Origin of the sequence: Bifidobacterium reuteri DSM 23975 (assembly GCF_000741695.1) — a bacterium.
GTDB classification, from domain to species: domain Bacteria; phylum Actinomycetota; class Actinomycetes; order Actinomycetales; family Bifidobacteriaceae; genus Bifidobacterium; species Bifidobacterium reuteri.
In genome coordinates, this window is sequence record NZ_JGZK01000020.1 from 1 (window position 1) to 22,773 (window position 22,773).

General features: G+C 60.7%; 16 protein-coding genes. 10 read left to right on the forward strand and 6 right to left on the reverse strand.

Annotated elements, in window-relative coordinates; translation table 11 throughout:
- Both BREU_RS10475 and ahpC read right to left on the reverse strand, forming a co-directional pair.
- Window positions 1–1,053: FAD-dependent oxidoreductase (locus BREU_RS10475; protein WP_044095979.1), on the reverse strand; the 1,053-nt coding region annotated here is incomplete at its 3' end.
- Window positions 1,054–1,358: 305 nt separating this feature from the next.
- Window positions 1,359–1,922: an alkyl hydroperoxide reductase subunit C gene (ahpC, locus tag BREU_RS10480; RefSeq protein WP_044089211.1), complete on the reverse strand. Its 564-nt coding sequence runs from the start codon at window positions 1,920–1,922 to the stop codon at window positions 1,359–1,361.
- Window positions 1,923–2,420: 498 nt separating this feature from the next.
- Between ahpC and BREU_RS10485 the strand changes: the two genes are divergently transcribed.
- Window positions 2,421–3,086, forward strand: a complete 666-nt coding sequence (locus BREU_RS10485; protein ID WP_044089212.1) for a carbonic anhydrase — start codon at window positions 2,421–2,423, stop codon at window positions 3,084–3,086.
- 112 nt (window positions 3,087–3,198) lie between these two features.
- Here the strand turns inward: BREU_RS10485 and BREU_RS10490 are convergent, their stop codons facing one another.
- Window positions 3,199–4,335, reverse strand: coding sequence for an ATP-binding protein (locus tag BREU_RS10490; protein WP_044089213.1), 1,137 nt, complete (start codon window positions 4,333–4,335; stop codon window positions 3,199–3,201).
- Window positions 4,336–4,571: 236 nt separating this feature from the next.
- Here BREU_RS10490 and BREU_RS10495 point away from each other — a divergent pair, with 236 nt between their 5' ends.
- The 3 genes from BREU_RS10495 (at window position 4,572) to BREU_RS10505 (ending at window position 8,356) form a co-directional block, all read left to right on the forward strand.
- Window positions 4,572–5,924, forward strand: coding sequence for a hemolysin family protein (locus BREU_RS10495; RefSeq protein ID WP_044089214.1), 1,353 nt, complete (start codon window positions 4,572–4,574; stop codon window positions 5,922–5,924).
- 330 nt (window positions 5,925–6,254) lie between these two features.
- Window positions 6,255–7,613: an ATP-binding protein gene (locus tag BREU_RS10500; RefSeq protein ID WP_044089215.1), complete on the forward strand. Its 1,359-nt coding sequence runs from the start codon at window positions 6,255–6,257 to the stop codon at window positions 7,611–7,613.
- A gap of 263 nt (window positions 7,614–7,876) precedes the next feature.
- Window positions 7,877–8,356, forward strand: coding sequence for a Dps family protein (locus BREU_RS10505; protein WP_044089218.1), 480 nt, complete (start codon window positions 7,877–7,879; stop codon window positions 8,354–8,356).
- A 976-nt stretch (window positions 8,357–9,332) separates the two neighbouring features.
- Here the strand turns inward: BREU_RS10505 and BREU_RS10515 are convergent.
- Window positions 9,333–10,721: an ABC transporter substrate-binding protein gene (locus BREU_RS10515; protein ID WP_081886693.1), complete on the reverse strand. Its 1,389-nt coding sequence runs from the start codon at window positions 10,719–10,721 to the stop codon at window positions 9,333–9,335.
- Between the two features lie 480 nt (window positions 10,722–11,201).
- Here BREU_RS10515 and BREU_RS10520 point away from each other — a divergent pair, with 480 nt between their 5' ends.
- The 4 genes from BREU_RS10520 to BREU_RS10535 all read left to right on the forward strand — a co-directional run bounded on the left by BREU_RS10520 (window position 11,202) and on the right by BREU_RS10535 (window position 16,916).
- Window positions 11,202–12,236: a LacI family DNA-binding transcriptional regulator gene (locus tag BREU_RS10520; RefSeq protein ID WP_044089221.1), complete on the forward strand. Its 1,035-nt coding sequence runs from the start codon at window positions 11,202–11,204 to the stop codon at window positions 12,234–12,236.
- A 304-nt stretch (window positions 12,237–12,540) separates the two neighbouring features.
- On the forward strand, window positions 12,541–13,890 hold the full coding sequence (locus tag BREU_RS10525) for an ABC transporter substrate-binding protein (protein ID WP_044095981.1): 1,350 nt from the start codon (window positions 12,541–12,543) through the stop codon (window positions 13,888–13,890).
- 169 nt (window positions 13,891–14,059) lie between these two features.
- Window positions 14,060–15,160 (forward strand): glycoside hydrolase family 172 protein, encoded by a 1,101-nt coding sequence (locus BREU_RS10530; RefSeq protein WP_044089222.1) that lies wholly within the window; start codon window positions 14,060–14,062, stop codon window positions 15,158–15,160.
- Between the two features lie 418 nt (window positions 15,161–15,578).
- The gene (locus BREU_RS10535; RefSeq protein WP_152598587.1) at window positions 15,579–16,916 is read left to right on the forward strand and encodes an ABC transporter substrate-binding protein; all 1,338 of its coding nucleotides are present in this window, start codon (window positions 15,579–15,581) and stop codon (window positions 16,914–16,916) included.
- Window positions 16,917–17,334: 418 nt separating this feature from the next.
- Here the strand turns inward: BREU_RS10535 and BREU_RS10540 are convergent, their stop codons facing one another.
- Window positions 17,335–18,342: a LacI family DNA-binding transcriptional regulator gene (locus tag BREU_RS10540; protein ID WP_044089224.1), complete on the reverse strand. Its 1,008-nt coding sequence runs from the start codon at window positions 18,340–18,342 to the stop codon at window positions 17,335–17,337.
- A gap of 348 nt (window positions 18,343–18,690) precedes the next feature.
- On the opposite strand from BREU_RS10540, the gene BREU_RS10545 reads away from it, so the two are divergent.
- Together BREU_RS10545 and BREU_RS10550 are read left to right on the forward strand one after the other, a co-directional pair.
- Window positions 18,691–19,545, forward strand: a complete 855-nt coding sequence (locus BREU_RS10545; RefSeq protein ID WP_044089225.1) for a carbohydrate ABC transporter permease — start codon at window positions 18,691–18,693, stop codon at window positions 19,543–19,545.
- Entirely contained in the window at window positions 19,542–20,378 is an 837-nt protein-coding gene (locus tag BREU_RS10550; protein WP_044089227.1) for a carbohydrate ABC transporter permease, read from the forward strand. The genes BREU_RS10545 and BREU_RS10550 overlap by 4 nt, the downstream gene beginning before the upstream one ends.
- Before the next feature lie 554 nt (window positions 20,379–20,932).
- Here the strand turns inward: BREU_RS10550 and BREU_RS10555 are convergent.
- Window positions 20,933–22,690, reverse strand: coding sequence for a glycoside hydrolase family 13 protein (locus BREU_RS10555; protein WP_044089229.1), 1,758 nt, complete (start codon window positions 22,688–22,690; stop codon window positions 20,933–20,935).
- Window positions 22,691–22,773: the final 83 nt, after the last annotated feature.

Sequence of the window (22,773 nt, forward strand, 5' to 3'; positions counted from 1 at the left end):
CGGCGAGGTGCCGGGGGCCGCTGCAGCACCGGACGCGGCGGCCGAGGCTTCGGCCTGCTCGTATGCGGAGGCGGTGGGGCGCGGCGGCACCAGGCCGGTCTTCTCGCTCATGGACTTGGCGTATCGCTCCAGCTCGACGGCCGCGATCGCGCCATCGGCGGTGGCGGTGACCACCTGACGCAGGTTCTTGACGCGCAGGTCGCCGGCCGCGTACACGCCCGGCACGGAGGTCTCCAGATAGTCATGGGTGACTACGTAGCCGTGGTCGTCGAGCTCGACCACGCCGCGCACAAGCTGGGTAGCGGGCACGTATCCGGCGAACACGAACACGCCGAACGTACCGCCATCGGCGGGCTTCCAGGTCTCGGTTTCGCCCGTGGCGCGGTCAAGAATGGTCGCCTCGCGCAGACCGCCCTGACCTGCGGTGACACCCTTGAGCTCCACGTTGTAGCGCACGTCGATCTTCGGATTGTTCTTGGCTTCGGCGGCAACAGCGGCGTCGCAGGTGAAGTCGGGTTCGCGAACGAGCACGGTGACCTTGGACGCGTACTTGGTGAGGAACACGGATTCCTCGGCAGCCGCGAATCCGCCGCCGACCACGAGCACCTCCTTGCCGGTGAAGAACTCGCCGTCGCAGGTGGCGCAGTAGGCCACGCCGCGGCCGGCGTACTCCGCCTCGCCCTCGAAGCCGAGCTTGCGCGGGGAGGCTCCGGTGGCGATGAGGATGCCGAAGGTCTTCAGGTCGCCGCGCGACGTGTGCACGGTCTTGATATCGCCGTCGACGTCCAGTCCGGTGGCCTCGGCGGAGAGGAATTCCGCTCCGAAGTCCTGCGCCTGCTGGCGCATGGTCTGGGTGAGCGCGCGGCCGGTGGTGCGGCCGACGCCCGGATAGTTCACGACTTCGTTGGTAATGGTGATCTGCCCGCCGAAATCGTCCTTTTCGAGGATGAGCACACGGTAGCGGGCGCGGGCGAGGTACAGGCCCGCAGTCAGGCCGGCCGGGCCGCCACCGATGACGACGACGTCATAGAGATTGTCCTGGGTTTCGGTCATGAAAAGCTCCTTATATGATAGGCCCCTCTGACGAGACGTTGCCGTGAAGCAAACAGCAGAGCTGTTTGTAGGCAACGTGCGAGCCGACAGGCGAGCCAGCAGGCTGCGCGCGTAGCGCGTCCGCGATCGCGCAGCGGACTGGGGGAGAGACAGCCGGAAAGATTCACGTCCTGTTTCTCTCCCCCACCCGGCTCCGCCGGGAGCCCCCTCGTCAGAGGGGGCCGAGATTGCGGCTGTTTGCGTTCCCTGCGACGCTCGCAACGCTACCGCTGCTCGCTGCTACAAACAGCCCACAGGGCTGTTTGTCACAGCTGGCCGACGAGGTCGAGGCTGGGCTCGATGGTCTCTTCGCCCGGGGTCCAGTTGGCGGGGCAGACCTGGTCGCCGTGCGCGTAGACGAACTGGGAGGCCTGCACGCGGCGCAGCAGCTCTTCGGCGTTGCGGCCGACGTTGGAGGAGATGACCTCATAGGCCACAACCTTGCCCTCAGGGTTCACGATGAAGTCGCCACGCTCGGCCATGCCGTCGGCCTCGTTGTAGGTGTCGAGGTCCTTGGCCAGCACGGCGGTCGGGTCGGCGAGCATCGGGTACTGGATCTTGGCGATCTTCTCGTTGGCGTCATGCCAGGCCTTGTGCACGAAGTGGGTGTCGGTGGACACGGAGTACACCTCGCAGCCGATCTCCTTGAACTTGTCGTAGTTCGCGGCGAGGTCCTCGAGCTCGGTCGGGCACACGAAGGTGAAGTCGGCGGGGTAGAAGAAGAACAGGGACCAGTGGCCCAGCACATCTTCCTTGGTCACCTCGTGGAATTCGTTGTTCTGGAAGGCGTTCACCTTGAAGTCAGTGAGTTCATGCTGCAGCAGCGTCATTACAGGTCCTTTCGACTGTGGCATTGCCATTCGCCTTGCACCAGGCAAGTCGGACGGCGGATTGCGCCGACGGAACAATCCGCCGCCGCAATCGCCTTTCCGCCCCGGCCACACGGCCGGAACCTGCGCAAAGCATTACCGATTCCATCGTAATGTGCCGCGGCGGCACACGCTCGAATAATCCTTATGAGCATTCTCACAGCCGAACATGTCCATATCCATCGTCCATATCCACCCATATCCACCCATGCACACCCCTGCGTCACCGGACAGCCGCCAACCAGACCGCCAACGAAGCCCTCACCACTTCACCGGCCAGCCCGGCACAACCTCGTCACCTTTTCTGCCGATATCGCCAACTATGATGAAGCTAACAGCAAGCCCAAGCATGGAGGTTTCATGGCATCAATGTCGGCAGCAGACTTCGGGCAGTTCGCTCAAGGATCTCAGGAATCATCAGAAGAATCACAGACTTCACCCTCCCCCTTCCCCAGCAGCATGCACGAGTCCACCGCGAACGCCACCTGGAGCCGCATGCTCCAAGGCAATAAGCGTTTCGCTGAGGGCAAGGCCGAGCACCCGTGGCAGGACAAGGAAACGCGCAACATGCTCACCGACGGCCAGAAGCCGGACGCCGCCGTGCTCGCCTGCGCGGATTCGCGCGTACCCCCGGAGATCATCTTCGACCAAGGCCTCGGCGACCTGTTCACCGTGCGCACCGCCGGTCAGATGATCGACGACGCGGTCATCGCATCCCTCGAATACGCGGTCAAAAAGCTCCATGTGAGCCTGCTGTGCGTGCTCGGCCACGGCCGTTGCGGCGCATTGCAGATGGCGGAGCGCGAACTGAACGACCTGATCCACGCCATCACCGCCGAGGCGGATGATTCGCTGGAGACCGCTGATCTGATGGACAGTCTGGACGAGCGACTGGCCCAGTCCGATTCCATCGTGCTGCGTCAGGCCGGCATCTCCGTGTGGCAGGCGCGTCAGGCCGAGGCGGATTGCCTGGACGACATCGAGCGCGTGCATGTGGCCCACACCATCGAGATGCTGGTGGAGCGCTCCGAGATTATCCGGCAGGCGTTGGCCTCCGAACAGCTCATGATCGTGGGCGCGCGCTACCAGCTCGACACCGGCCGCGTCGAGGTGCTGAGCTTCTGAGGCTCTTAGAGCTAACTTGGGGAACGGTTCGGCCTACCCGGCTTCGTCCGTCACATACCAAACTGCCGGCTCGGCTCGGTAAGCCGAGCCGGCTCCCTGTATTCATGTGGAGCTACAACGACTGCAAATACTGTCCCAAATGCGGCACCGCAAATTCCAGCTGCCCATGACCCGCCGGGCGGATAAGTTTGTCCTTGATGAGAATCGCTCGGTATTTGCTCACCCAGCTGCGGCTTCTGCGCGTACGATCCGTGATATCGCCGACCTGCGTGGTGTTTGGCGAATCTTTGGCCATCGCCATAAGGAACAGCCGCTCCGCGCCAGTGATGCCGTCCAGCGCCGGAGCGCACACGGCATCATCGAAGGCGAGCAACGCATCGGAAACACCGGTCGACACGTCGTCCGCGGTAATGACATTCGAGCCTCGACGCTGCGCGGATTGCCACATGTAATAGCCGACGAGCTGCACCATATACGGATATCCTTCGGACCGGCGAGCGGCCTCCAGCGCGTCTTCCTCGCTGATGGTCTTGCCGGAATCCGCAACCGTCTCCAAGAACGCATTCTTGACGTCTGGAAGCGGCACATTATCCAACTCGCGGCGTAGCGCACGGCGCAAAAAAGTGGTTACCTCGTTATCCAGCAAATCATTGATCATATACGGCAAGCCGGCGAATACGATGGCGACGCCCTTCTTATCCGCATCAGGGGTATCGCTTTCATCTGCATCCGTAATGACGTGCTGCACTGCGGTAGCAATAGCGACCAGATCATCATGCGAGGCCGCTTGCGTCTCATCGATGGTGATGAGAATACCCTTCCCCTTACCGAGCTTCTTACTGCCCAACTGCTTATTCAATGCGTTGCGCAACGTCAGCGGATTGGATTCCGCGGAAAAGTGCGCTTGCCCGAGACTTGCCGTAGCAATGCCGGAAATTCCAATGGAAGGACTGATGTTGGCCTGATCCAGGCGCAATCCCGAAGGCGATAATGCCGCTATGAGTCTCGTGACCAGCCCCGCGGACGCCGTCTCTCCAATGACTTCCCAATGCTGCGCTTTGGCGATACGCCGAAATTCGGTGAGCATAACCGTCTTTCCAAAGCCGCGCTGCCCGGTGACCAGCATAATGCGCCCAGGAGCACCTACTCCGTTGGTCAGCGCCTCGGAAAAATCCTCGATAATGGACTGCCTGCCAATAAGAATCGGCGGCATTTTACCGGCGGTTGGTTTGAAGGGGTTGATTGCCATGACCATACTCCTGCCCACAACACGTACCATCTGCCACGATTGCGTACCGTATTACATGATTGCGCACTAAATTACATGAAATTATACCATGTAACACGATTGCGTACCATTGCGTACCATCTCACACCGTCCCACACGCCAACGCGCATCACGTCTCACATAGACGGCACAGCCAGCAAACCCTGCCGAGCCAGCAAACCCTGTATTTGACCCCCCACTCCCCTAGAGTTGGGCGTATGTCACTTGGTTTGAATGTGCTTCTGATCTTTATCTTCCTGCTCCTCGGCTCGGTGTTCTCCGGCACCGAGCTTGCGCTGGTCTCGCTGCGCGGTTCGCAGATCGAGCAGATGGAGCAGGAGGATGCGCGCGGCGCGAAAGTCGCGAAAATCGCGCGCGATCCGAATACCTTCCTCTCCACAGTGCAGATCGGCGTGACGCTGTGCGGCTTCCTGTCCGCCTCGTTCGGCGCCTCCTCGATATCCCCATATCTGATTCCCGTGGTGGAAGGCTGGGGTGCGCCAACCGGCATCGCCGGCGGTTTGGTGAACATCGTGCTCACGCTGATTATCTCCTACTGCTCCATCGTGATTTCGGAGATGGTGCCCAAGCGCATCGCGATGCAGCGCACCGAGCAGATTGCGCGCGCCGTGGTACCCGCCATCGACGCGTTCGCCACAATCTGCCGTCCGATCATCTGGCTCATCGGCAAGAACACGAACGGTATCGTGCGCGTGCTCGGTTTCGACCCTCAGCAGACCGAATCCGAGGTGTCCGACGACGAGCTGCGCGTGCTAGTCAGCTCCAATACGAATCTCTCCAAGGACGAACGCACGATCCTCGACGATGTGTTCGATGCGTCCGAAACCATCGTGGCCGAGGTGATGCGCCCGCGCGCCGACGTGGTGTTCATCGAGGCCGACCAGCCGCTCGCCGACGCGGCCGCGTTCGTGCGCGACCAGCCGTACTCCCGCTATCCGGTGACCGGCAAGGATTTCGACGATGTGATCGGTTTCGTGCATGTGCGCGATCTGCTGGACGTGCGCGACCCGAAGGCGAAGACCGTGCGCGATGTGGTGCGCGAGGGCATTTCGCTGCCCGGCACCTCCAAACTGCTGCCGTCGCTGGAACTGCTGCGCAAGCGCGGCATCCATCTGGCTGTGGTTATCGATGAGTACGGTGGCACGGATGGCATCGTGACGCTGGAGGATATGACCGAGGAATTGGTGGGCGATATCCGCGACGAGTACGATCTGCCTACGGAAAAGGGCGGCGAGCGCACGACCCGAACGGCGTTCGTCAACGGAGTGGCCACCATCGATGCCAGCATGACGATCGAGGACTTCGCCGACCTGACCGGCATCGAGCTGGAGGATGGCCCGTACGAGACCGTGGCCGGCTATTTCCTGGCCCACACCGGCAAGATGGGTACCGTGGGTGATGTGCTGCATTCCGACGATGGCGGGTACGACATGGTTGTCACCAAGGTGGACGGCCGCCGTATCGAGACCATCGAGGTCCGCAAGGCCGGCGCCACCGATGCGTCCCCGCAGTCGGATGCCGCGACGGGTTCCGGCACTACCGCCGCCTAGGCTTCTTCCCAGTATCCCGCGTCATTGATTCGTTGATTACGGCTCCCTAACAGGACGTTGCCGTGAAGCAAACAACGGAGCTGTTTGTAGGCAACGTGCGAGCCGGCAGGCGAGCCAACAGGATGCCACGCGTAGCGCGTCCATAATTGCAGGACGAGCCGGCCAGCAAAGTGTTCCCAACGGAAATCCCGTTAACCCTTAGAAACGTGCAATCTGGGCACTAGGTGAAACCTTAGAAACGTGCAATCTGGGCACCACGCGAAACCTCAGAAACGTGCAATCTTGTACTATACTTATCCCTTAGAAACGTGCAATCATAGGGGAGGAGCCATGTTTCGGCGCAAGGCTTACGACCAGTTGGTCGAATGGAAGCGGTCAAGCGGAGGCCGCACCGCCATGTTGATCGAGGGGGCCCGCCGCGTGGGCAAATCCACCATTGCCGAGGAGTTCGCGCGCAATGAATACAATTCGTATGCCCTCGTGGACTTCACCAAGGTGGGAGACGAGTTTCGTCGAACGCTGCTCGATACGAGGGGAGATCTCGACTCCTTCTTCCTGTACCTAAGCGCCACGTTGGGCGTGACCCTGACCGAACGTAAGTCCCTAGTCATCTTCGACGAAGTGCAGCTGTTCCCACCAGCCCGCGAGTTCATCAAGCACTTGGTCGCCGATGGCCGGTACGACTTCATCGAGACGGGATCCCTAATCTCCATTAACGAAAACGTGAAGGACATACTGATTCCCTCCGAGGAAGAGTCCATGAAGATGGGTCCTCTGGATTTCGAGGAGTTTCTGTGGGCCATGGGCGAAGAGGCGCTGGCTCAGATGATCACGAACTCGTTTGCATCGGGGAGCCCCTTGCCGGACTCGCTGCACCGCAAGGCGTCGCGCCTATGGCGCGAATACGTGCTGGTGGGAGGCATGCCACAGTCGGTCGCGGCCTACGCCCCGAATAGGGACATGGCGGCCGCCGACAGGGCCAAGCGCATGGTCCTCAAGATCTACCGCGAGGATATCGAGAAATACGGCGGCATGGCGGCTAAACGAATCCGAGCAGTGTTCAACGCAATTCCCGGTCAGCTGTCGAAGCACGAGAAGCGCTTGGTGTACACGCAAGTCGAGAACGGCTCGAGATCGCGTGATTTCATGACGGCCTTCTCTTGGATGCGCGAAGCGGCGACGGTCAACCTATGCGCCCTCGCCGAGGACCCGTCAATTGGTCTGGCGCTCAGCGCCGACGACGCAACAGTGAAATGCTACATGGCTGACACCGGACTGTTGTCTACCATGGCATTCTCCGCCTCAGGCTCCGCCTTGCCAGAAGTGTACCGGCAAGTGTTGCTGGGGGCGGACGGCGTGAACGAGGGCATGCTCGCGGAAAACGCCGTCGCTCAGCAGCTCACCGCATCCGGGCACGACCTGTATTTCTACTCAAAATCCTCGAGCATCCGCGAGGAACGCATGGAGATTGACTTCCTGATCATCCGGCCTTACCCGGACGCAGCCATGAAACCCAGAGTCAGCCCTGTAGAGGTCAAATCCGGCAAACGCTATTCCACGGTGTCCCTAGACAAGTTCCACGCGAAATTCACACAACGAGCCGGCGAAGAATACGTGCTGCACCCCCGCCAGATGAGTCAGGATGGCATACGCCGCTTCCTGCCCCTGTACATGTCATTCTGCCTGTGAATCTCGTTTTCCAACGATTCCACGGAACATGAATGAACTGCAGAATTCCCTCTCCTTTACCGTCGGGATGCAGTTTGCGCAACAGCTCTCAACTGAGCACAAATGCCAATAAGGCGCGCCATCATTGGCGACACGCCGAACACGTCATTTTCCCGATCAAAGATCCGATGACCAGTTGGCGGCCTTCCGCAGCACGGCCAGCCGCCGGACAAGGGCATGTAGACTGGGAGGGACGTTCCCTGAAGATGAAAGGAAGGAACATCATGACACTTGCATTTGTGGTGCCGGGTCTCGATGAGGCGGCCAGCGAGAAGGCCATCGCCATTCTGCAGAACCGTCTGAGCCAGGAGCAGGAGGCCGCGCTGGTCCTGAAGCATGCACACTGGAATGTGACCGGACCGAACTTCATCGCCGTGCACGAGATGCTCGACCCTGAGGTCGAATCCGTGCTGGCCCAGGCGGATGAGACCGCCGAGCGTATCGCCACGCTGGGCGGCACACCTGACGGCCGCGCCGACGCTATTACGCGCAATCGCACGTGGAAGCCGTTCGACGTCGAAGGCCGCGCCGGCACCGAGGCGTACCTCAAGGCGCTGATCGAGTACTACGACGCCTTCATCGCCGACGACCGCAAGGCCATCGCCGAGCTGGACGAGCTGGACGTCATCAGCTCCAACGTCATTCAGGATCACGTCCAGCAGCTCGAGAAGTTCCAGTGGTTCATGCGCAGCCACCTTGCATGACGCCTCGCAGCCGACCAATACCGGCTGCATATGATCGCTGACTTGCAGCAGCGATCATATGCAGCGTCTCTATGAGGGGAGTCGAGGGGAGTCCCGTATGGGGGCTCCCCTCAGCTGTCTCTGCACCAACCGTCTCAGCACATGCACGGCTGGAAAAGTGTATGAACCACCAATAGCGCCGAAAATGTTGTCGAGCGCGCCTCGTGGGCGCAGACCGGAATCCCGTCAACGAGCTTCCGGTGCCGGCCGACGATGCGATGCGAGCGAGTGGGCAATGCGAGTAACGCGGGCAGGCCATTGGCTGACCATCTTGGCTTCGCTGTACGTCAAGTATGACGCGAGCGGGCCAGTGCGTGCCCCTCGGGCGTCTCCAGAATGTCGCGTGCGACGCAAGCGGGCCAGTGCGTGCCCCTCGGGCGTCTCCAGAAAGTCGCGTGTGACGCGAGCAGGCCAGTGTATGGCCCGCCGGCTTCGCTGGGGCGTTGCGTGCGAAGTGGAAAGGCCAATATGTGGCCATCTGACGTCGCTGTCGGACGCTCAGTGAAGTCAGACGGCCAGTTCTCGTCCAGCGACTTCACTGAGGGCCTGCTCAGCGAAGCCACCATGACACGTACTGGCCTTTTCCCTTCGCCCGAGTCGCTCAGTGAAGCCAAACGGCCACATGCTGCCCGGCTCCCATCGCCCAAGCCACTCACCGGCCTGCCCAGTGAAGCCGTATGGCCATGCGTTGCCCAGCTCCCATCGCTCAGGCTGTCCAGCGGGCCGCTCAGCGAAGTCGGAAGGCCACATGTTGCCCGGCTCCAATCGCCCAAGCCACTCACCGGCCTGCTCAGCGAAGCCAAATGGCCATATGCTGCCCGGCGAGCCGCGCTGAGCCAGTTCGCAACAACACAACAACGCGTGAGGGGCGTCCGGCACTATGGCAACGGACGCCCCTCACGCTGCGACCCCTCGGATCGCCTATCGCTTACTTCGTCTACTTGGCGAAGGCGAGCTTGTATTCCTTGGCCCAGTCATCGGTGAAGACCTTCTTCACCGCATCCCAGTCACCCTGCCCCTGAGCGTAGTTGAGCTCTGCGGAGCCGAGGCTCTGCTCCCACTGGTGAGACACGGTGGAGACGCTGATGACGTCGTAGTAGCCGTTCTTCTGGTACTCGCGGTTGGCTTCGACCAGCGGGTTCTTGACGGTGTACGCCTCCTCGTCGAAGGTCTTGAACGGCGTGACCAGACCCATGTCCTGCGAGATGGATTCACGTGCGGTATCGGAGGTGACGAGCCACTCCAGGAACTGCTGGGTCGCCTCCTGATCCTTCTGGGAAGCCTTGGAATTGACGCACCAGTAGTTGGAGATCACCTGGTTGAGACCCTGCTTCTCCTCGCCATCGACGCCCATGTAGATCGGCAGCACGCCGAGGTCCTCATCCGGGAATCCCTGATCCTGCAAGTTGGTGTAAATCCATACGCCATCCTGGAAGAACACTGCCTCGCCAAGCGCGAACTCTGAGGTGGCATCATCCATGGTCTTGCCAGAGATTGCGCTTGCGGGCACCGTCGCATCGGTGATGTACAGGTCGTAGATGTTCTTCATGTAGTCGACATACGTGCCCTTGACGGTCTCCGGCACGGAGTTCATATCGACACCGTCATCACGGTACTCGTAGAACAGCGGAACAGAAGGCAGATGGAAGTTGTAACGGAAGCCCGACGAGGTATCCATGCCGGCCGACGTGAACGCGCCCTTGACGCCCATGTCGTCCTTGTGCTCCTGGATCTCATCAGCGACGGTCTTGAGCGCCTTGAAATTGTTGAGATCGTCGATGGACTTGACCGATGACCACGATGCGTCGAAATACTTCTTGAGCAGCGACTTGTTGTAGATGATGCCGTAGCTTTCCACCGCGTACGGGATGCCGACCGGCTTGCCGTCGGCGTTCTTGAGCGTGCGGTCCTTGTAGTTGTCGGTCAGCTCGCCGTAGATCTTGGAGTCGCTCATATCGGCGGCATAATCGAGCCAGCTGTACATGAAGCTCGGGCCGTCGGCCTGGAACATGGTCGGCGCCTCGTCCTTGGCCATTTCGGAACGCAGCGTCTGGTCGTAGTCGGTGGCCGAAAGCTGAATCTGGGTCTCGATGCCGGTCTCGTCCTGGAACGCCTGCGCCAGGGCCTCCCATTTCTCCTGCTCTTCCGCCTTCTTGTTCAGGTAGTACACGCGCCCTTTGCTGCTATCGACCGCGGTCGTGTTCCCGCATGCAGCCAGCGCCCCGAAGCTGAGCGCCGCCACTGATACCAAGCCGATTGCCTTGGCGATGGTGTTCCACGTTCTTCCCGCCATCATTACCTCCCTGTAATGGCTCTCCTTGCTCATGCGATACGTGCCTCCATGCACATATCCGTGTACGACCTTGCGGCCGCGCTGCCGGATCGGATGCCGGCTGCATTAACCGCGCATCGACTGACACAGCAAAATGATAGCGCTTACATTGAACACCGTCAACCGCCGCCTGCAGATTGCGCGTCACATCACATGCGCACAACACAGAACATTGGCAAACCATTGCAAACACAATCAAACTGTGACCGCTAACAACGTGTACATCGTGGTACAACAGAATGTAAGCGCATGCATATATGCTATTGATGTGTACGGGCGCACGTCGCAGCGATTGCGGCGGCGCCGGCACGGCTACGGTATCCGGTGCAGCCCACTGTGCTGCGCAGAGCGGCACAGTGTCGCACAGCGCGGCACCGCACAGCACCGCACCGCCTGCCGCACAGTACAGCCCACCGCGAGGCACCGCCCACCGCACAGTACTGCACCGCCCGCCACACAGCGAAAGGAGACATCATGGCGACAATCCACGACGTGGCCATAGCCGCAGGAGTCTCCGACGCCACGGTATCGCGCGCATTGCGCGGCATGAACAGCGTCCGGCCAACCACCCGGCAACTCGTGCTGGACGCCGCCCGTCGCCTCGATTTCACGCTGTCCCGCAGCGCATCATCGCTGGCATCCGGCAAAACCATGCGCGTCGTCATGCTGTTCGGCTGCACGATTGCGTCATGGTTCAACGCGAGCTGCATCGAAGGCGTGCTCGAAACGCTGGAACCCCACGGCTACGATCTTGTGCCTGTACGGGTCTGCGACCTGGAGCAACTGCATGGATTCTTCGCCGACCTGCCCAGCAACGGACGCAATATGGATGGGTTCATCCTCCCGTCATTCTCGCTGGACGACAGCGAATCGGCATTGCTTTCCAGCATGCATATCCCCGCGGTCGCCCTCGACGCACGGAGCGCTTCCCGCCTGCCCGCATCCGTGATGCTCGACAACAAGCGCGCCATGAACGACGCCGTACGATTCCTGCGCCGGCTCGGCCATCGCCGCATCGGATACGTCGCGCATCCGAAACCTGCGCCGTTCCCCGCCAGCTCGTATCTGCGCAAGGATTTCTTCCTCGATGCGATGCGCGAATGCATTCCCGACGCGGAACCGGTCGTATTCGCATCATCCAGCGACATGGACGCCATGAGCGAAGACGAGGCCATGGCCGCCATGGCCGGTCGGATCGCCAGCAGCGAGCATCGGCCGACCGCGATCTGCGTCGAAACCGACGAAGCGGCGGTCGCCATCATGCGGCATCTGCGGCAACTCGGCATCCACATCCCCGAAGACCTGTCGATCATCGGATTCGACGACCATCCGACCGCCGTAGTCGCCGGACTGACCACGTTGCATCAGGATCCGCAGCACATGGCGCGACTGGCCGCACAGCAACTACTCGCCCTCATGCAGGGCGAGACATTGAACGAAACGGTCACCACGGTAAGAGCCACGCTGATTCCGCGCGCCACCACTGCCGCCGCGCCCGCTCTGCAGTGACCGCGCGGCTCCGCGGCCGCCTCACCGCCAGCGCCACCACTGCACGCCACGGACAAACTCGACAGCGACACGCTGGAACATGCCCGTTTGACGATAGCGAACCGGTTCGATATCCTATAAATCGAACCGGTTCGACAACGTGCTTGCGCAACGAGGCAACACCTGAGCCGGAGCAATAACCCACCCCAACGCATAACGAAATGCGTTACAGCGAAACCGGCTACATAACGGCGACGTACTGCAACCGGAACCCCGTACACAAGTGCGAGGCGGCTTCGTGGCCGCAGAAGAAGAAAGGGAATCCATGAAAAAGCTGTCCAAAGGAATTGCCCTGATCAGCGCCGCAGCGTTGACGCTGGGACTGGCCGCATGCGGTTCAAGCACGAACAGCGACGCAGGCCATGTCTACTTCCTGAACAACAAGCCGGAAGTCGTCGACCAGTGGAACGAACTTGCCGACATGTACACCCAGGAAACCGGCGTGCAGGTTGACATCCAGTCCGCCACTTCCGGCAGCTATGAGTCCACACTGTCGTCCGAGCTGGCCAAGAACAACGCCCCGACCATGTTCGGCATCGGCGGCTTCGACCAGTACGCCAAGTACAAGAACTACCTCGAGCCGCTGCAGGACTCCGAAGCCTACAAGCTGCTCAACGATCAGGGCAAGCAGATGGCCCACAAGGACGGCGATGACGTGTACGGCCTGCCGTACGCCGCCGAATGGTTCGGCATCATCGCCAACAAGAAGATCATCAACGAGTACGCCAAGAAGAGCTACTCGGTCATCAAGTCCTTCGACGACATCAAGGATTTCGACACCCTCAAGAAGGTCGCCGACAGTATCCAGCAGCACAAGGACGACCTCGGCCTTGACGGCGCCTTCTCCACCCCGGCCTTGAACGCCTCCAACTACTACCGCTACGCGTCGCACATGACCCAGGTCCCGGTCGCCTATGAGTACATCGACGAGGGCGTGGACTTCGAGAAGGAGCTCAAGGGCACCTACCTCGACAACTACAAGGCCCTGTGGGATCTTGAGATGAAGGACAACCCGACCGAGAACACCATGCTCGGCTCGGTCAACTACGAGGATTCCACCGCCGAGTTCTCCACCGGTCGTGTGGCGTTCTACCCGAACGGCGTGTGGGCATACTCGCAGATCAAGGACAACGACGTGGCTGACGAGGATCTCGCCATGCTGCCGTACTACATGGGCTTCCCGAACGAAAGCAAGTACGCGGCGAACTCCATCTACGACATCTCCTGGTCCGTGAACAAGAACGCGTCCGAGAAGGACAAGAAGGCGACGCTCGACTTCATCAAGTGGATGGTCACCAATGACGACGCCAAGAAGATCCTCGCCAAGGACATGGGCTTCGCCGTGCCGTTCACCACGTTCGACAGCGAAGACTTCCAGCCGGACAACCCGCTCACTAAGTCCGCGCTCAAGCTGGAATCCGATGGTCTGACGCCGATCCACGGCGCCTACATCCCCGGTCAGGCATGGGCCGACGGCGTGGCCAACGCACTGCTCGAATACGCCCAGGGTACCGGCGACTGGAACGGCGTCAAGAAGGCGTATCTCGACGATTGGACCAGCGCATGGAACGACTACGAGTCCAACTTCGGCATGCTGCCGCCGGTGCACAAGTGATTGGCGCACATAGGCAACGAATGCGATAACCGGCAGTCACGGACAACGCAGTGACATCGCTGCAATCGTCATAGCTGCCACAACACAGTGCGGTTCCGTCGTCGTGCGTAATGCACGGCGGCGGAACCGTTCGCGTAATGGTTCGTGTAACGGAAGGAATAGATTGACGATGATTGCCGACCTTGGCTCATTGATGACCCTGCGGCGCGAGTCCAGCCGCGCGATCAACGCGGAGAATCCGACCGGAGAGCCCGGCCGCGGCGGCACCGCCGCCAGCGAACTGGGCCCGTCGCGCAAGGGCAGCCCCTGCCTGCGCAACATTCCCAGCGGCGAAACGGTCACGCTGGCCGACATCGACGGCCCCGGCTGCATCCGTCATATCTGGATTACCGTCGACGAAAAGACCACGGATGCCGACTGTTTCGTGCTGCGGGATCTGGTGCTGCGGTTCTACTGGGATGACGAAAACGAGCCGAGCGTGGAATGTCCGCTCGGCGATTTCTTCTGCTGTGGCTTCGGCCGCGCCTGCCTCGTCAACTCCGAGCCGGTGGCCGTGGTGCCCAACCGCGGATTCAACATGTTCTTCCCGATGCCGTTCGCCAGGCACGCACGGGTGACGCTCGAGAATCAGCATGCGAATGCGATCGGCGCGTTCTTCTATCAGATCGACTACAGCCTGTATGACGATCCACTGCCGCCCGATACCGCCTACTTCCATGCGCAGTGGCGTCGCCAGCGGCTGACCGAGCTTGGCAATGACTATGTGGTACTCGATGGTGTACACGGCTCGGGGCAGTATGTGGGCACCTATCTGGCGCTGACCACGCTCGAACGGTACTGGTGGGGCGAAGGCGAGTTCAAGTTCTACATCGACGGCGACCGCGAATACCCGACGATCTGCGGAACCGGCACGGAGGACTACTTCGGCGGCTCGTGGAGCTTCGCCAAGCAGGTGAACGGCAAGACGGTGGAGCAGAACTACTGCACGCCGTACATGGGATATCCGTATTACTCCGCGCACGACGAGTTGGTGCACAACGATTACCATAACGACGACTGTCCGCCGATGCGCGGCTTCTATCGCTGGCACATTCCCGACCCGATTCGCTTCCGTTCTGACTTGCGTGTGACGGTGCAGCAGATCGGCGTGGGCCATCGCGGCTTCTTCGAGCGGCAGGACGACGTGGCATCGGTCGCGTACTGGTATCAGCGCGAGCCGCATGCCGCATTCCCCACGCTGCCGGATCGCGAGTACCGCTGGCCGCGGTGACGAGCGCGATGAGACGAGGCGGGCGAGGAGCAGATTCCATGCTCTTCGCCCGCCTCATTGCGTTGGTGCGAAGGACGCCGAAGCAGCGCAGAGGATTCACGGAACAACTGGGCCGCCTCTGAGCGGAATAATGCCCGCGACACGCGGGGCGCAGCTTGGTCGCGCGCGAAAAATGACACAGTTGCAAACGTTTATTGCAATCGCTTGCAGTCCATAAAACGGCGAAAATAGCGGTAAAAATGTGCGGTTTTGGTGACTTTGTCTATCCGGGGTTAGCTGTTCTGCCGAGAGATGGATTGCACTCGTTTGCATTCTTCGGCCAAACGGTGCATAATAGATTCTGTCGCCGGAAGCAACGGTGCCGATGGCTCCGACTCAACGAAGATGGGACCGGCAGCATTTAGGGAAAGGTTTGAAGATGAATCGTACAATCAAATCCGCAGCAGCGATATTCGCCGTGGCAGCCATGTCCATCAGCATGGCCGCGTGCGGCAGCGACACCAACTCCAACGCCGAGGGCGGAGACAACGGCAAGGTCTACTACCTGAACTTCAAGCCGGAAGCCGCCGATCAGTGGAAGGACCTGGCACAGGCCTACACCGACGAAACCGGCGTGGAGGTCACGGTGGAGACCGCGGCATCCAACACCTACGAGCAGCAGCTCAAGTCGGAGATGGCCAAGTCCAACGCCCCCACCCTGTTCCAGGTCAACGGCCCGGTCGGCTACGCCAACTGGAAGGACTACACGGCGGACATGTCCGACACCGAGGTCTACAAGCAGCTGCAGAACCCGGATGTCGCGCTCAAGGACGGCGACAAGGTCGTCGGCGTGCCGTACGTCATGGAGACCTACGGCCTGATCTACAACAAGGACATCCTCAACAAGTACTTCGGCCTGTCCGGCGCGAAGGCCAAGTCGATCGACGATATCGACTCCTTCAAGACGCTCAAGGCCGTCGCCGACGACATGCAGGCCCGCAAGGACGAGCTCGGCATCAAGGGCGCGTTCACGTCCGCCGGCTTCGATTCCAGCTCCGACTGGCGCTTCAAGACCCACCTGGCCAACCTGCCGCTCTACTACGAGTTCAAGGAAGACAACGTCACCGAGCAGCCGGCCACCATCAAGGGCACCTACCTGGAGAACTACAAGAACATCTTCGACCTGTACATCACCGACTCCACCACCGAGCCGTCGCAGCTGAGCTCCAAGACCGGCGATGACGCGAACTCCGAGTTCGCACTCGGCGAGGCCGCCTTCTACCAGAACGGCACCTGGGCGTGGACCGATCTGCAGAACGCCGGCATGACCGCCGAACAGGTGGGCATGATGCCGATCTACATCGGCGGCCCGGACGAGCAGGACGAAGGACTCGCCACCGGCTCCGAGAACTACTGGTGCATCAACTCCAAGGCCTCCGAGGCCGACCAGAAGGCCACCGCCGAGTTCCTCAAGTGGGTCATCACTTCCGACACCGGCAAGGAGGCGCTGAGCACTGAGATGGGCTTCACCACCCCGTTCAAGACCTTCGATGACGTCAAGACCGACAATCCGCTGGTTGCGGCCGCCGTCGCCGATCAGAAGTCCGATAAGACGCAGGTCAGCTGGAACTTCACCATGATGCCGTCCGAGCAGTGGAAGAACGATCTCGGCAACGCGCTCCTCGAGTACGCCCAGGGCACCCAGAGCTGGGATGCGGTCAAGACCGCGTTCGTGGACGGCTGGGCCAAGGAGTACTCGGCCGCGCACGCGTCCTGATTCCGGCTCCGGCGCAATAACCGACCAGCATGCCGCGTCAGAAGTTCGTTGATTATATCGTCAGCTCCCCTTGTCAGGGGAGCTGGCCCGCAAAGCGGGACTGAGGGGTAGTTACTCGTCAACGAATTTCCGACGCAGGACACTGGCACAACATAAATCGCACAACTCAATACAACATAACTCAACAGTGTCATGAGCGCTCAACGGTTCACCCAGCGTCCGCCGTCAGCAGCATCGCCCCAGTCGGCTGTCAGCCCATGACCACGCAATGCCAGCGAACGGGGTTTCGATACCATATCGGAACCCCGTTTTTATGGCGAGGTTTGGTCGGCGGACGAGCATGGCGGACTCTCGGCAGACTCTGCCGAGAGTCCGCCGTAAGCTGACGATTCCCAGCTAGTCGGGATTCGTCAGTCCTTCAGCCCTTCACCTCGGTCGTGCTGGACCGCACCAGCAGCTGCGCGGGAAAGACCTCAAACGGCTTGGCCGTCTTCCCTGTCTCGATGAGATCAAGGGCTTTAAGCGCCGCGCTTGTCGCCATCGCGATCGGATCCTGCCGCACGGTCGTCAGTCCGATCTCATTGGCATAGAAGCTGTCGTCGTATCCGACCATGGACACGTCGAACGGCACGCGAAGACCGGTGCGCGCCAGCTGGAACATGAGCGGAATCGCGATGCCGTCTTCCTGACACGCGATGGCGGTCGGCATGCGATCCATCGAGAGCAGCTCGGTGGTCGCCCGGCTGATGCGGTCGTCGCCGTCCGCGATGACGATGGTGGTCAGGTCGATGCCGGATTGTTCGCAGACCTGTGCGAACGATTCGTATCGCTGCTGCACGCTGAAGTGCAGCGTCACGGCACGATCGGTGCGGACGTACGCGATGCGGCGATGCCCCAGCCCGATCAGGTGCCGGGCGAGCAACTTCGACCCCTGATCGTCGTCGATGTTGACCGCGGCGTTGAAACCGGTGTTCGGCATCACGCAATTGATGCCGACGATCGGCACACCGACAGTGACCAGCTGGCTGATCTCGTCGGTATCGATGTCGAACGAGGCGACGATCACGGCGTCGGCGTTGCGGCGAATCGGCAGCATGTCGAAGAACTCGCGACGCTCCTCAATGCTGGAGATCTGGAAAATCGACAGGTCGTAGCCGTTCGCATGGAACACTTGGTTCAGTCCTTCGATGATCGAAGCGCTGAACCATAGGCGGATGTGATCGCTCATCAGCAGGGCCACGCGCAGCGCACGCCCGGACTTGAGCACCATGGCTGAGCGGGAGATCGAGAAGTTCAACTCCTCGGCGATGGCCAGCACCTTGGCTCGTGTCGCTTTCGACACGAGCTCCGGCCGGGTGAACGCACGGGAGACCGTGGAGACGGAAACGCCGGCCTTGTTGGCCACGTCTTTGATGTTGATTCCCATGCCGGTCTCCTTTGCAGCGAGATGCGTCTATGACACAACAATAAACGCGGACGGCGTCGGCCACGAGCTGAGCAGTCGGTAAGACAACGTTATCATGCGTGCTAATCTGCGTTGGGAATGCCGAGAAATCAATATTTCCAGCATTTCACTCTGGTGTTTGACGGCGAGGAAGGAGTGATGGACACGCCTTTTATGACAACGTTTGACCATCGGTCATACGCGTGGTATGGTAACCTTAAACCGGTTCGATTTGGTGCTATTCAGCACTAAGGAGACTGAACAATCCCAAATTCGGACCACTCGCACGCGGTAGTGCGGGTGTGCTCAAGGAGGAGAAAGTAGGCTGGCATGATTTCTATGACTGGCAAAGCGATTCGCAGGTGGTGGGCTTTGTTCGCCCTGCCTACGTTCGCAGCATTCATGATTGGTTTCGTGGTGCCCTTCATCATGGGCCTGTACCTGAGCTTCTGCAAGTTCAGCACGGTGACGGACGCCCAGTTCATCGGCATTGACAACTACGTCAACGCGGTGCAGGACAAGGAGTTCTGGAACGCATTGGTGTACACGGTGCTGTTCACGATCGTGACGACCATCGTGATCAACGTGGCCGCATTCGCGATCGCATACATGCTCACCAAGAAGTTCGCAGGCACCAACGTCTTCCGTTCGGTGTTCTTCATGCCGAACCTTATCGGTGGCATCATCCTGGGCTACATCTGGCTGCTGCTGCTCAACGGCGTGCTGGTCCACTGGGGTCGTTCGATCACCTACTCGGGTGTGTACGGCTTCTGGGGCATGGTCATGCTGTACTGCTGGCAGCAAATCGGCTACATGATGATCATCTACATCGCCGGCCTGCAGGCGCTTCCGGGCGACGTGCTCGAAGCTGCCGCGGTTGACGGCGCAACCAACACCCAGACGCTGTTCCAGGTCACGATCCCGCTGATGATGCCGTCCATCACCGTGTGCTCGTTCCTGACCGTCACCGGTGGCTTCAAGATGTTCGATCAGAACCTTGCTCTTACCAACGGCGCCCCGTCCAACAGCTCCGAGCTGCTGGCCCTGAACATCTACCGCACGTTCTACGGCCGCGCAGGCTTCGAGGGCGTCGGCCAGGCGAAGGCCGTCGTGTTCTTCATCATCGTGGCGCTGATTGCCATCATCCAGAACCGTCTCACCACTAGCAAGGAGGTGTCCGCATGAGCGAGAAAGTCAAGCATCCGGTACTGTGGACCACGCTGTTCACCATCATCTCGCTGGCTTGGGTGTTTCCGATCGTCCTCGTGGTGATCAACTCGTTCAAGCAGAAGGCATACATCAGCCGTAACGCGTTCTCGATTCCGACCGGCAAGGCGTTCGTCGGCCTGCAGAACTACACGCGCGGCATCAAGCGCACCAATCTGATCGAGTCCTTCGGCTGGACCGTTGTGGTCACGGTCGGCGCAGTGCTGCTCATCCTGCTGTGCACCTCCATGTGCGCATGGTGGATCGTTCGCGTGAACAACCGCACCGCGAAGTCCCTGTACCTGCTGTTCCTGTTCAACATGATCGTGCCGTTCCAGATGGTCATGTTCACCCTCTCCAAGATCGCCGATATGCTCGGCCTGAACACCCCGTGGGGCCTGTGGATCGTGTATCTGGGCTTCGGCGCCGGTCTGGCCGTGTTCATCTTCACAGGCGTGATCAAGGGCATACCGCAAGAGCTTGAGGAATCCGCAATGATCGACGGCGCTTCCGTGCCGCGCATCTTCTTCCAGATCGTGCTGCCGATCATGCGCCCGTCCGTGATCTCGGTCGCCATCCTGCAGGCCATGTGGATCTGGAACGACTTCCTCCTGCCGTACCTGACGTTGGACATGCGCCGGTTCAAGACCATGTCGATCGCCATCCAGTACCTCAAGGGCGGTTACGGCTCTGTGGATATGGGTGCCATGATGGGCTGCCTCGTGCTGGCCATCATCCCGATCATCATCTTCTACCTCGTGTGCCAGAAGTACATCATCAAGGGTGTGATGGCTGGCGCCGTCAAGGGCTGACGATTACAAGCCGAAAGGGGGCTTCCCGGATTGTTCCGGGAAGCCCCCTTTCGTATGCGTACTGGAGCGCGCGGCCCTGGCCCCTTTCTTCGCCGAACTGAAATACACCTAGTATCTTGCGTCAGCAATTCGTTGAATATATTGGAGGCTCCCCTTGTCAGGACAGCACCGTAAAGCAAACAGCGGAGCTGTTTGTAGGTGCTGTGCGAGCCGACAGGCGAGCCGGCAAACCCCGCGCGAAACGCATCCCTGATTGCAGGACGAGCTGTCGGCATAGCCGACTGTATTATCAGCTCCCCTTGTCAGGGGGGGGGCTGTCAGCGAAGCTGACTGAGGGGTAGTCATCAGAAAGCTAGTCGACCTTTTGGTCTCTCCCCCAGTCAGCTTCGCTGACAGCCCCCTCGTCAGAGGGGGCCTACTACCGCTGTTTGCTTTGCGGCAGAGGGACAATCCGCTTAGAAAATGGCGAGACAGATCACTATCTCTAGGCATACAAAAGCGGCTTCCCGGGAAGACCCGGGAAGCCGCGGAGGGAAAAAGAGGAGAAGGAAGAACTAGTCGAGCAGGATCCACACCGTGGTGTCCTGCGGCAGCGCGCCGTCAGCGGTCAGATCGCCGGAGGCGAGCACGACCTCGCCGGCGGGCAGCGTCACCGCCGCCGCACCGAAATTGGTGTAGCTGGCGAAACGGCGTCCGTCCGTGCTGGGGCGGGAGTACGCGATCACGTCATGTCCGGCATCGATGGCCGCGCAATCCGCAGTATCGGCGGTTGCGGTGAGCAGCGAAGCGCGCAGAGTCAATGTGGTCCGATACAGGTTCAGCATCGACGCGTCATCCGCAGCTTCAGCGTCGGCGGCATAATCCTTGTACCACAGCGGCTGCGGCAGATGCGGGTCCACGCTGGCCGAGCCGTCGGCCTTCGTCGCCGGAGAGAATCCGAACGATGCCCCGGTGCCGAATCCCTCGTTCCAATCAGCGGGTGCAGGCACGTCGGCGGCGACCCACGGCAGAGGCACGCGGCAACCGTCGCGGCCCTTTTCGATGAACCGTTCACGGGTGAAGAACGGGGTCGGATCCTCGAGACGATCCCACGGGATGTCCGCCACTTCAGGCAGACCGAGTTCCTCGCCCTGATAGATGTACACCGAACCGGGCAGGCCGAGCTCCATCAGAATCGCCGCGCGCGCACGCTTGGTGCCGAGCTCGCGATCTTCGAAGTAGCTGGTGCCGTCGCGCAGCAGCCAGTCCTTGGCGAGCTGGTGATGCGACGAGGCGGGCACCTGCGGCAGACCGTAACGCGAAACGTGACGCGGCACGTCATGGTTGCTCATCACCCAGGTCGTCGTCGAATCGTGCGTTTCCTCGGCGGAGCGCAGACCTGCGAGGATTGCCGCGCGCATCGCGTCCACATCCCAGTTCGCTTCGGCGAATTCGAAGTTGAACACCTGGCCGAGCTCATCGGTGCTCGCGTACAGATGCTGGTGTTCCGGCACGACCCATGCCTCGCCGACGGCGAATCGCGGCGGGTTGTACTCGTTGAACACCTCGCGCCATTCGCGGTAGATGTCGTGCACTTCCCGGCGGTCCCAGAGCGGGCTCGTGAAGTCGTGGCAGAGGCCGTGCTGCACGGCCAGGGGGTCCATCTGGTCAAGCGGCGTGGATTCAAGGTCCTTGGCCAAGCCATGCGCCACATCGATGCGGAAACCGTCGGTGCCGTGGTCGGACCAGAAGCGCAGGGTCTTCTTGAACTCTTCGTGGATGTCCGGGTTGTTCCAATTGACGTCCGGCTGCTGCTTGGCGAAGATGTGCAGGTACCACTGGCCGTCGGGTACCTGTTCCCACGCCGGACCGCCGAACAGGGAAATCCAATCGTTCGGCGGCAGCTCGCCATGCTCGCCACGGCCGTCGCGGAAGATGTAGCGGTCACGTTCGGGCGATCCGGGTCCTGCAGCCAGCGCCTCCTGGAAGAAGACGTGCTTGTCGGCGGTATGGTTCGGCACGATATCGACGATGACTTTGATGCCGGCTTCGTGCGCGGCAGCGACCATGGCGTCGAAGTCGTCCATGGTTCCCAGACGCGGATCGACGTTGCGATAGTCGATGACGTCGTAGCCGCCGTCCGCCAGGTCGGAGGGGTAGAACGGGCTCAGCCAGATGGCGTCGACGCCGAGCGCCTTGAGATAGGGGATTTTCTCGGTGACGCCTGCGATGTCGCCAAGTCCGTCACCGTTGGCGTCTTTGAAGCTACGCGGATAAACCTGATAGACGACAGCTTGCTTCCACCAGTCATCGCGCTTGTTATTCGCGGTCATGGGTTCCCTCCTTATGGCGTATATCGCCATTTATTATATGGTGTACGTTCGTACATAATTACTGCAATCGCGTCGGCCTCACG